The sequence below is a fragment of the Mycobacteriales bacterium genome, assembly GCA_035504215.1.
Classification (GTDB): Bacteria; Actinomycetota; Actinomycetes; order JAFAQI01; family JAFAQI01; genus DATAUK01.
Genome location: DATJSI010000090.1, coordinates 45531 through 56288, shown reverse-complemented (window position 1 = coordinate 56288; position 10758 = coordinate 45531). Strand labels below are relative to the sequence as shown.

The window sequence follows — 10758 nt, the reverse complement described above, 5'->3', positions numbered from 1 at the left end:
GCGTCCATGCCGGTGGTCAGGATCGAGTCATCGTCGGGCGGCGAGATGCCGGCGTTGTTGAACACGACGTCCAGGCCGCCGAAGGTCTGCACGGCAGTGTCGAACATCCGGCGCACGTCGGACTCCGAGGTCACGTCGACGGGCACGAACAGGCCGCCCACCTCGTCGGCTGCCGCTTGACCCGACGTCGGGTCGACGTCTGCGCAGACGACCTTCGCGCCCTCGGTCGAGAAGCGTCGAACGGTGGCCAAGCCGATTCCGCTGCCCGCGCCGGTCACAACGGCGACCTTGCCGGCCAGCCGGCCGGACCCTTCTGGCATGTCCACGCTCCTTAACGCGTCAGGTGGTCGAGATGAAGACGTTCTTGGTCTCGGTGAAGGCCAACGGCGCGTCCGGGCCCAGCTCGCGACCGAGGCCGGAGGACTTGTAGCCGCCGAACGGCGTCCAGTAGCGCACCGACGAGTGCGAGTTGACCGACAGGTTGCCCGACTCGATACCGCGACTCACGCGGATCGCCTTGCCGACGTCGTTGGTCCAGATCGAGCCCGACAGCCCGAACTCGCTGTCGTTGGCGATCCGGATCGCGTCCGCCTCGTCGTCGAACGGTACGACGGCAACCACCGGCCCGAAGATCTCCTCGCGCATCACCCGGTCCCGCGGGTCGGTCGGCGTGAGCACTGTCGGCGGGTACCAGAAACCGGGACCCTCGGGCGCCGACCCGCGGAACGCGACCAGCGACTCGTCCGGAACGAACGACGCGACCGTCTCCCGATGCGCCGCTGTGATCAGCGGACCCATCTCGGCCTTCTCGTCGCTCGGGTCGGTCACGACGACTCCGCGCACCGCGACCTCGAAGTTCGCCATGAACGCGTCGTACGCGCTGCGCTCGACCAGGATCCGTGACCGCGCACAGCAGTCCTGACCGGCGTTGTCGAAGACGGCGTACGGCGCGGTCGCGGCCGCCCGCTCGAGGTCGGCGTCCGCAAAAACCACGTTCGCGCTCTTGCCGCCCAGCTCGAGGGTAACCGGCTTCACGTGCGCCGCGCATCCGACCATGACGGCCCGACCGACTTCGGTCGATCCGGTGAAGACCAGCTTCGCGACGTCCGGCGAGTCGATGAAGCGCTGACCGACGACACTGCCCTTGCCGGGCAGGACCTGGAAGACGCCCTCCGGGATCCCGGCCTCGAGCGCGAGCTCACCGAGCCGGATCGCGGTCAGCGGCGTGACCTCGGCCGGCTTCAGCACCACCGTGTTGCCGGCCGCGAGCGCGGGCGCGAATCCCCACGACGCGATCGGCATCGGGAAGTTCCACGGGACGATCACGCCGACGACACCGAGCGGCTCGTAGAAGGTGATGTCGATGCCGTCGGGCACCGGAATCTGCTGGCCGATCAGGCGCTCCGGTGTCGCCGAGTAGTACGCGATCACATCGCGCACGTTGCCCGCTTCCCACCGCGCGTTGCCGATCGTGTGGCCGGAGTTCGCAACCTCGAGCTCGGCCAGGTGCTCGCGGTCGGCGTCGACCGCTTCGGCGAACCGGCGCAGCAGCCTCGCGCGGTCCCCTGGGCTCATCCCCCGCCAGCGGTCGAACGCCTTGCGGCCCCTCGCGATCGCGGCATCGGTCGTCGCAGCGTCGGTCAGCTCGACCGTCGTGACGACTGCCTCGGTCGCGGGATTGATGACGTCGTACGTCGTGGTCACTGTTCGGCTCGTCCTTACATGCGCTCGAAGCTGCGGATCCGCTCCCAGTCGGTCACCGCCGCGTTGAACGCAGCGATCTCGACGTTGGCGGCGTTGGTGTAGTGGTCGACGACCACATCTCCCATCGCCTCACGGGCGATGTAGCTGGCCTCCAACAGCTTGGCCGCTTCCGCGAGCGAGGTCGGCACCCGGGGCGCGTCGGCGACGTAGGCGTTGCCGGCGAAGGCGGGCTCGAGCGCGAGCTCGTTCTCGACCCCGTGCAGGCCGGCGGCGATCATTGCCGCCACCGCGAGGTACGGGTTGACGTCGCCTCCGGGCACGCGGTTCTCGTACCGGAGGCTGGAGCCGTGGCCGACCAGGCGGATCGAGCAGGTTCGGTTGTCGAAACCCCACATGACCGCCGTCGGCGCGAACGTGCCGGCCTGGTAGCGCTTGTAGGAGTTGATGTTCGGCGCGAGGAAGTAGGCCATCTCGCGCAGCCCGGCAAGCTGGCCGGCGAGAAAGTGCTGGAACACCTCGGACACGCCGTGCTCTCGGTCGCCGGCGAAGACCGGCTCGCCGTCCACCGTCCGCAGCGACAGGTGGATGTGGCACGAGTTGCCTTCGCGCTCGTTGTACTTGGCCATGAAGGTGAGCGACGACCCCTGCTGCGAGGCGATCTCCTTCGCACCGGTCTTGTAGATCGAGTGGTTGTCGCACGTCTTGAGCGCATCCGCATAGCGGAATGCGATCTCGTGCTGGCCGGGGTTGCACTCGCCCTTCGCCGACTCGACCTCCATCCCCGCACCACGCATGCCCAGCCGGATCGCTCGCAGCAGCGGCTCGATCCGGCTCGTGCCGAGGATCGAGTAATCGACGTTGTACTGGTTCGACGGGATGAGGTCGACGTAGCGCTTGTCCCACGCCTGCTCGTAGCTGTCCTCGAACACGATGAACTCGAGCTCTGTCCCGACCATCGCCACCCAGCCGCGCTCGGCCAGCCGGTCGAGCTGGCGTTTGAGCACCTGCCGGGGTGACTCGAGCACCGGCTGGCCGTCCAGCCACTCGACGTCGGCGAGCACCATCGCCGTACCCGGCATCCACGGCACCCGGCGCAGCGTTGCGAAGTCTGGCGCCATGACAAGGTCGCCGTAGCCGCGCTCCCAGGACGACATCGCGTAGCCGTCGACGGTGTTCATCTCGACGTCGACGGCGAGCAGGTAGTTGCAACCTTCGGTGCCGTGTCCGGCCACTGCGTCGAGGAAGAACTCGGCGTCGCAGCGCTTGCCCTGCAACCGGCCTTGCATGTCGATGATGGCGACGATGACGGTGTCGATCGCCCCGCCCGCCACGTCCGCCCGCAACTCGTCCAGCGTCAGCGGTGCTACCGGCATCGCCGTCTCCCCTCCTGAAGGTCTGCTGACCGTACCTCTCCGCGACCGGAGTCGGTACGCCGCGATCCGATCGGGCTCAGCTCAGCAGGCCGCGCAGCAGCGCGGCGGTGCCGTCGACGTGCTCCTCCATCTCGGTCCGCGCCAGCTCCGGCTGACCGGCCAGGATGGCCGCCACGATCGCGGCGTGCTGCCGGTCGGAGTGCTGGATGTTTGCCGGAATGACCGGAATCGCGCGCAGCAGCTCGGTGAGGCGCATCTGAACGTCGGCCACCACGGCCGCGACCGAAGCGCTCTCGCCCGCCGCCGCGATCGCCATGTGCAGCCGGCTGTCCGCGAGCCGCCGCGCTTCCGGGCTGCACTCGGTCGACTCCCGAAGGCAACGGGCGAGGGTCGCGCGGTCCGCAGCGGACAAGGCCCGGCCGGCCGCCAGCGCGGCGGCTCCGGGCTCGACGATTCGGCGCAGCTCCAGGGTGTCGTTCAGCGCAGGCATGACCGAGGGATCGATCTGGTTGGTGCGCGCGGGCGACGCGGCGCGCGGGGCCACGACGAAGGTGCCGCCGCCACGCCCGCGCCGGGACTCGACCAGGTCCGCGGCCCGCAGCGCCTTGATCGCCTCCCGCAGGGTCACCCGGGACACCCCGAAGGTCTCTGCGAGCTCGCGCTCCGGTGGCAGCTGCTCCCCGCCGGCGAGCACACCGAGCCGGATCGACCGAGCCAGCCGCTCGACCGTCACCTCGAAGGCGTTGCGGACCGGCACCGGTGAGAAAACCGACCTGGCCCATAACCGCTCCACACTGCCGGACGTCACTCAGCCACCTCCGCATCCCGCCAGGCGGCGCTCGCTGCGACGAAGGCAGCAAACAGCGACTGCCCGTTGTAGACCTCCGGGTGCCACTGGACGCCGACCGCCCAGGTCGAGTCGCAGACGTCGAAGGCCTCGACCGTGCCGTCCTCTGCCCAGCCGCTCGCCACCACGCCGTCGGGCAACCGGTCCACCGCTTGATGGTGATAGGTAGCGACCTCGGCCACGGGTCCGACGATGCCGGCCAGCCGGCTTTCGGGGGCCAGCCGGACCTCGTGCCGCCCGTGGACGCCTGGCGTGTGCGCATGGTCCTCGTGACCGACCCGGTCGGGCAGGTGCTGCTCGAGCGTGCCGCCGAGGGCGACCGCGAGCACCTGCATACCGCGGCACACGCCGAGCAGCGGAAGATCGCGCCGGAGGGCAGCACCGACCAGCGCGATCTCCCAGGCGTCCCTGTCGTGGCGCGGCGGCCCGGTGCGCTCGTGCCGCTTTGCGGCGTACCGCTCGGGGTCGACGTCGGCACCGCCGGAGAGCACCAGGCCGTGTACGCCGTCGAGGACCGCCTCCGCGGCTGCGTCGACCTCGTCGTCGCAGATCGCCGGCGGCAAGAGGATCGGCAAGCCACCCGCGACCTCGATCGCGTCCGCATAGATCGCCGGCAACATGTCGGCGGTCTCGTCCCAGACCCCGAACACCGCGCGTTCGCGATACGTCGTCAGCCCGATTCGCGGGCGCGCCGTCATGACATCCCCCCGGTGGCCGAACCGGCGGTCGCCGGCGCCGCCGCAGCGAGAACCGGCTCTTTCACGACTGCGCCGGGGGCCCACCGGCCGAACAGGTCGACGGTCACCGTGGTGCCCGGGACGGCGTGCTCGACGCCGAGGTAGGCGTAGGCGATCGATCGGCGCACCGTGTATCCGTAACCTCCCGAGGTGACCCGCCCGGCGACCCGGCCGTCGATGGCGACCGGCTCGCTGCCCAGCACGACGTCGGCCGGGTCGTCCAGGACGATTGCACACAGCTTCCGCTCGAGACCGCGCGCCTTCGCCGCCACGAGCGCATCCCTGCCTTCGAAGCCGCCCTCCTTGTCGAGCTTCACGCAGAACCCGAGACCGGCTTCGTACGGCGTGGTCTCGGGCGTGATGTCCGTGCTCCACACCCGGTAGCCCTTCTCCAGCCGCATGCTCTCGATCGCGCGATAGCCGGCCGCCACCAGCCCGAAGTCTTGCCCCGCTTCCCAGACCTGCGACCAGAGCCGGGCGCCGTACTCGGAAGGCGCGTAGAGCTCCCAACCGTGCTCGCCGACGAAGGTCACCTGCAGGGCACGCACGGGTACGTCGGCGATGGTCAGCTCCTGCGAGGTCATGAAGCCGAACGCCTCGCGGCTGAGGTCGGCAGAGGTCAGCGCGCCGAGGATGCCTCGGGCGCTCGGCCCCCAGAGCGCGAAGCAGCTGTAGAGACCGGTGACGTCGGCGATGCGCACCGCGGCCAAACGGCGCCGCGCCTGCTTGCGCAGCCAGGCCAGATCGTGCGTGCCGTAGGCAGTTCCGGTGACGATGAGGAACACGTCCTGGGCGGTGCGGGTCACGGTGAAGTCCGCCTCTATCCCGCCGCGATGGTTCAGCGCCTGCGTATAGGTGACGGCACCGACCTCCCGGGCAACCCGGTTGTCGCACACCCAGTCGAGAAACGTCGCGGCCTCCGGCCCGCTCACTTCGAGCTTCGCGAAAGACGTTTCGTCGAACCAGCCGGCGCTCGCCCGGGTCGCGCGATGCTCGGCACCGATCGCGGAGGACCAGTAGCGACCCGCCCAACCGGGCGGCCGCTCGGTCTCGTCATCCGTCTCGTTCGACCGGTAGTAGTCGACCCGCTCCCAGCCGGACTTCTCGCCGAACTCGGCGTCATGTGCGCGGTGCCACTCGTACGCCGGGCTCGTGCGCAACGGCCGTCCGGCTTGACGCTGCAGGCCGGGGTACGGGATGTCGTAGTAGCGCTGGTAGCTCTCGACGGTTCGGGACAGGGTGTATCCGGGAGACCGCCACTGGCGGCCGAAGCGGTTGATGTCCATGTGCCAGACGTCGAGGCTCGGTTCCCCCTCGACGATCCACTCGGCCATGATCTTGCCGATGCCGCCGGCGCCGGCGATGCCATGGGCGCAGAAGCCGGCGGCGACGAAGAAACCGGCGACCTCGGTCTCGCCGAGGCAGAACTCGTTGTCCGGTGTGAACGCCTCCGGCCCGTTGATGATCCGGCGCACGCCGACCTCGGCCATGGCAGGGACGCGGCGCTGCGAGTTGGTCGCGATCTCCTCGAACCGCGGCCAGTCCTCCTTGAGCAGCTGTCCGTTGAAGTCGCCGGGGACCGCGTCGTACGCGATTGACGTTGCGGTGTAGGCCGCAGGGTCACGCTCGTACCCGCCCATGACCAGCCCGTCGACCTCCTGGCGGAAGTAGACCAGCAGGTCGGGGTCGCGCAGAGTCGGCAGCGGGCGCTCGCGACGCGGCAGGAACGCGTCGGTCACGAGGTACTGGTGGGACATCGGGACGAGCGGGATGCGGACCCCGGCGAGCCGGCCGATCTCGGCCGCGAAGATGCCGCCGCAGTTCACGACGACCTCGCACTCGACGTCACCGCGATCGGTCCGCACGCGCCGCACGCGGCCGTTGTCCACCTCGACGGCCGTTACCCGGGTGTGCGTGAAGGTCCGCACCCCGCCCGACCGCGCGCCGGCGGCAAGGGCGTAGGTCAGCTGCGACGGGTCGAGGTACCCGTCCGAGTCCAGGTACGCCGCACCCACGACCCCATCCGGGTCGATCAGTGGGAACAGCTCAGCCGCCTCGGCCACCGAGATCTCGTGCAGCGGCAGGTCGTAAGTGCGCGCCCAGCTGATCTGCCGGCGGATCTCGGCCAGCCGCTCCTGGCTGGAGGCCAGCTTGATCCCGCCCGACTCCGTCCACCCGGGGCTGTGCTCGCCGGCGGCGAGCTTGCGGTAGAGCTCGACCGAGTACATGTTCATGCGGGTGAGCGTCGGGTCGGCGCGCAGCTGGCCGACCAGGCCGGCGGAGTGGAAGGTCGATCCGCTCGTGAGCTCGGCGCGGTCGACCAGCACCACGTCATGCTCGCCGAGCTCGGCGAGGTGGTAGGCGACGCTCGTTCCACCGACGCCGCCGCCGATGATCACGACTCGCGCGGCTTGGGGCAGGTCACGCGGCGCGGTCACGCCGACATCATGTCCTCTCGGCTGCGCGAGGAAAAGGTCCGGGGTATAGACCTTCCGGCCGGTAGGCCCTAGCATCCCTCCAACCTCTGCCAAGCGCGCGCGACGGATGGGATCGGCGCCTTGTGCGAGCACGCGGACTAGGGAGGGTCGTGACCGCTGCGACGCGCTCCCTCATGACGACTGCCAGCCCGCCCGACTCGGAGCTCGACGACGCCGCGCGGCTGTCGGTCGCGGTGTCCCTGATCCCCGGTGTCGGCATGGAGCCGTTCACGGCCGACCTGCTCCCGGGCGGCCTCACCAATCGCAACTACAAGGTGACCACCGCCGGCGGCCGCCCGCTCGTCGTACGCCTGTCGTCATCGCAGTCCGCCGCGCTGACCATCGATCGCGACGCCGAGCACCACAACGCCGTCGCCGCGGCCTCGACCGGCGTCGCGCCGGCCGTGCTCGCCTACGCCCCCGAGGTCAGCGCGCTGGCCATCGAATGGATCGACGGGCACACCTTCGACGCCGCAGACCTGGACGACAGCGCGACGCTCGTCCGGGTCGCCGAGACCTGCCGGCGACTGCACGCCGGCCCGCGGTTCGCCACCGACTTCGACATGTTCGAGGTTCAGCGTCGCTATCTCGACGTGGTCCGCAGCCGCGGCTACCGGCTGCCTGATGACTACCTCGAGTTCATGCCGATCGTGTCGGTGATCCGAACCGCCCTCAGTGTGCGCGCCGAGCCGACCGTGCCGTGCCACAACGACCTGCTCGCGGCCAACCTCATGTCCAAGGGCAAGCGGCTGTGGTTCATCGACTACGAGTACTCCGGCAACGGCGACCCGTGCTTCGAGCTCGGCAACCTGTGCAGCGAGTCACACCTTTCGACCGATCGACTGGTCGAGCTGATCGCCGCCTACTACGGGACGGCGACACCGGGAAAGATCGCGCGGGCCCAGCTGCTCGGCCTGATGTCGAACTACGGCTGGACGCTCTGGGCATCGATCCAGGCCGCGACCAGCGATCTCGACTTCGACTTCTGGGCGTGGGGGATGGACAAGTACGAGCGCGCGCTCATGTTCTTCAAAGATCCTGACCTGCAAGACCTGATAACTGATGTCCAAGAACCGTGAGCTAGAGGGGAAGAGCGTCCGTGACGGATATCGCACAGCTCAGCGAGGACGAACGACGGCTCGCTGAGCTCGGCTACAAACAGGAGCTGAGCCGCACCTGGTCAGGCTTCTCGAACTTCGCGATCTCGTTCTCGATCATCTCGATCCTGGCGGGTTGCTTCACCACCTTCGGCGTGGGCTGGAACAACGGCGGCCCGGCCGCGATCTTCTGGAGCTGGCCGATCATCGGCGGCTTCATCCTGATCATCGGCTTCTGCATGTCCGAGCTGGTGTCCGCCTTCCCGACCTCGGGTGGCATCTACTGGTGGGCCTCGAAGCTCGGCGGCGCGAAGGCCGGCTACTACACCGGCTGGCTGAACCTGATCGGGCTGCTCGCGATCGTCGCGTCCGTTGCCTACGGCTGCGCGACCTTCTTCGACCTCACGATGTCGACGTTCAGCAGTTCGTGGGCGAGCCACTACTCGCTGAACCGCGTGTTCGTCGAGTTCATGGTGGTCCTCATCCTTGCCTCGCTCATCAACATCTTCTCCAGCCACCTACTCGCCATCCTGAACAATGTCTCTGTCTGGTGGCACGTGTTCGGCGCACTCACCGTCGTCGCGATCCTGATCTTTGTGCCGGGCCATCACGCGAGCCTGCACACGGTGGCAACCACCAGGGTGAATAACACCGGATTCTTCAGCGGGCGGGTCGGCGGAGCCGGATTCATCTTCTACGTCCTCCCGCTGGCCGCGATTCTCACCCAGTACACGATCACCGGCTACGACGCATCCGCCCACCTGTCCGAGGAAACCAAGAGCGCGGCCAACAGCGCTGCGAAAGGCCTCTGGCGCTCGATCTTCTACTCGGCGATCGGCGGCTGGATCCTGCTGCTGTCCTTCCTGTTCGCGGTTCAGGACGTCAGCAAGGTCACCGCAGCGGGTGGCGCGGTCAACGAGATCTTCACGGAGGCGCTCGGCACGAACTGGCACGGCACCGTGCTGCTCATCTCCACCGCCGGGCAGTTCTTCTGCACGGTTGCGTGCATGACCAGCACCACCCGGATGATGTTCGCGTTCAGTCGGGACGGCGCCGTGCCGGGTGGCAGGTACTGGCGAACGCTCAACGCCAACAAGGTCCCGGTTTACGCCGTGCTCGCTTCCGCGGTCATCAGCGTCATCCTGACCCTTCCTGCCCTTGCCAAGGTCGACATCGGGGGCGCGCCTGTCCCGGTCGCGTTCTTCGCAGTCGTCTCGATCGGCGTCATCGGGCTCTATGTCGCGTTTGCCATTCCGATCTACTACCGCTGGAAGGCAGGCGACAGCTTCCAGGGCGGCGACTGGACGCTCGGCTCGAAGTACAAGTGGATGTGCATCGTGGCGCTCGTCGAGATCACACTCACGTCGATCATCGCGCTGCTACCCACATCACTTGGCGGCGTACCAGGCGAAACCGGCTTCGCCATGAAGTACGTGAACTACACGATCCTTGTGGTGCCGGGTGCGCTGTTGATCCTGTGGGCGTGGTGGCACCTGTCGGTGAAGAACTGGTTCACCGGCCCGAAACACACGATCGACCTACCGGAGCAGCCGGCACCCGCCGACTGACCACCGACATCGTCGACCGCGACGGCGGCGTCCGGATCTCCCCTCGATTCGGCACCGCGGTCGCGGTCGACGCGCGTTCCGGGCATAACCCGCGCTCCACGGGGAACAAAACAAGTGTCGGCCATCGGATCGGCCGGCGTGAGGAGCAGACGGATGTCCACGCGAGTAACGCATGCTGCCACCACTCCCAGTCGGCTCGCGATGCCACGCAGCCGAGGCGGCTTCATCGGGTTCCTGCTGATCCTGCTGGGCGCCTGGGGCGCTTTGATCCCCTTCTTCGGCCACTCGTTCGGCTATGGCTTCACTCCGGACAACACCTGGACGTGGACCGCCGCTCGCGGTTGGCTCGAGGTACTCCCGGGCGGCGCTACCTTCCTCGGCGGGTTGATGCTTCTGGGCACCGCGCACCGCGGCATGGCGATGCTCGGCAGCTGGCTGGCCGCTGCCGCGGGCGCCTGGTTCGTGCTCGGCACGGTGATCGCGCCGTTGTGGAGCGCCGGGAACATCGGTACGCCGATCGGGTCGACCGATCACGCCGTGCTCGAGCGGATCGGAATGTTCACTGGTCTGGGCCTGGTGATCATCTTCCTGGCCGCGGCTGCGAGCGGGCGAGCGAGTGTCTCCGGAGTCGTGACAGCCGCGCCCGTCGCCGACCCGGACGTCGAGGTGGTCCAGCTGCCGGCGTACCCGGAGGGCACCACGGAGCCGCAGCCGGCAACCACCGGCGCCACCACGACCGGGCGGCGAGCGTCGTCGAGCTGGCGCAAGCCGACGGCGACGACGGAGACGATTCCGTCGGACCCCGCCTACAGCGCCAACACCACGACCAATACCACGACCCAGCCGTAGCGCCGGCCTGGGCCGGGTTGGGCTCGGCGGCTACCCGGCCCGGGCCGGCCACCGCAACCGGCAGGTCAGCCGGCCACGGTGATCGACAGCTTCCGCGTCGCGTCCG

General features: G+C 68.7%; 9 protein-coding genes. 3 read left to right on the top strand and 6 right to left on the bottom strand.

The genetic code is table 11. The features are described 5' to 3' along the window. The 6 genes from VME70_11455 to VME70_11430 form a co-directional block, all read right to left on the bottom strand. The coding region (locus VME70_11455) for an SDR family NAD(P)-dependent oxidoreductase (GenBank protein ID HTW20813.1) at nt 1-320 on the bottom strand (320 nt) is incomplete at its 3' end. A gap of 19 nt (nt 321-339) precedes the next feature. Continuing rightward, nucleotides 340-1704 (bottom strand): aldehyde dehydrogenase family protein, encoded by a 1365-nt coding sequence (locus VME70_11450; protein HTW20812.1) that lies wholly within the window; start codon nt 1702-1704, stop codon nt 340-342. 14 nt (nt 1705-1718) lie between these two features. Beyond that, nucleotides 1719-3077 (bottom strand): glutamine synthetase family protein, encoded by a 1359-nt coding sequence (locus VME70_11445; protein ID HTW20811.1) that lies wholly within the window; start codon nt 3075-3077, stop codon nt 1719-1721. 76 nt (nt 3078-3153) lie between these two features. After that, entirely contained in the window at nt 3154-3885 is a 732-nt protein-coding gene (locus tag VME70_11440; GenBank protein HTW20810.1) for a GntR family transcriptional regulator, read from the bottom strand. Then, nucleotides 3882-4622: a gamma-glutamyl-gamma-aminobutyrate hydrolase family protein gene (locus VME70_11435; GenBank protein HTW20809.1), complete on the bottom strand. Its 741-nt coding sequence runs from the start codon at nt 4620-4622 to the stop codon at nt 3882-3884. Before VME70_11435 ends, VME70_11440 begins: the two co-directional genes overlap by 4 nt. Further along, on the bottom strand, nt 4619-7099 hold the full coding sequence (locus tag VME70_11430) for an FAD-dependent oxidoreductase (protein ID HTW20808.1): 2481 nt from the start codon (nt 7097-7099) through the stop codon (nt 4619-4621). The genes VME70_11435 and VME70_11430 overlap by 4 nt, the downstream gene beginning before the upstream one ends. A 149-nt stretch (nt 7100-7248) precedes the next feature. Here VME70_11430 and VME70_11425 point away from each other — a divergent pair, with 149 nt between their 5' ends. From VME70_11425 to VME70_11415, 3 genes are all read left to right on the top strand, one after another. Continuing rightward, the gene (locus tag VME70_11425) at nt 7249-8217 is read left to right on the top strand and encodes a phosphotransferase (GenBank protein ID HTW20807.1); all 969 of its coding nucleotides are present in this window, start codon (nt 7249-7251) and stop codon (nt 8215-8217) included. A gap of 20 nt (nt 8218-8237) precedes the next feature. Beyond that, on the top strand, nt 8238-9803 hold the full coding sequence (locus tag VME70_11420) for an amino acid permease (GenBank protein ID HTW20806.1): 1566 nt from the start codon (nt 8238-8240) through the stop codon (nt 9801-9803). A gap of 153 nt (nt 9804-9956) precedes the next feature. Then, complete coding sequence (locus VME70_11415; protein HTW20805.1) at nt 9957-10652, top strand: hypothetical protein; 696 nt, start codon at nt 9957-9959, stop codon at nt 10650-10652. The last annotated feature ends 106 nt before the right edge of the window (nt 10653-10758 follow it).

Bases quoted from the DNA above. Each gene is read 5' to 3' on its own strand.
- VME70_11445 (HTW20811.1), bottom strand. From the start codon at position 3,077: ATGCCGGTAGCACCGCTGACGCTGGACGAGTTGCGGGCGGACGTGGCG.
- VME70_11435 (HTW20809.1), bottom strand. From the start codon at position 4,622: ATGACGGCGCGCCCGCGAATCGGGCTGACGACGTATCGCGAACGCGCG.
- VME70_11415 (HTW20805.1), top strand. From the start codon at position 9,957: ATGTCCACGCGAGTAACGCATGCTGCCACCACTCCCAGTCGGCTCGCG.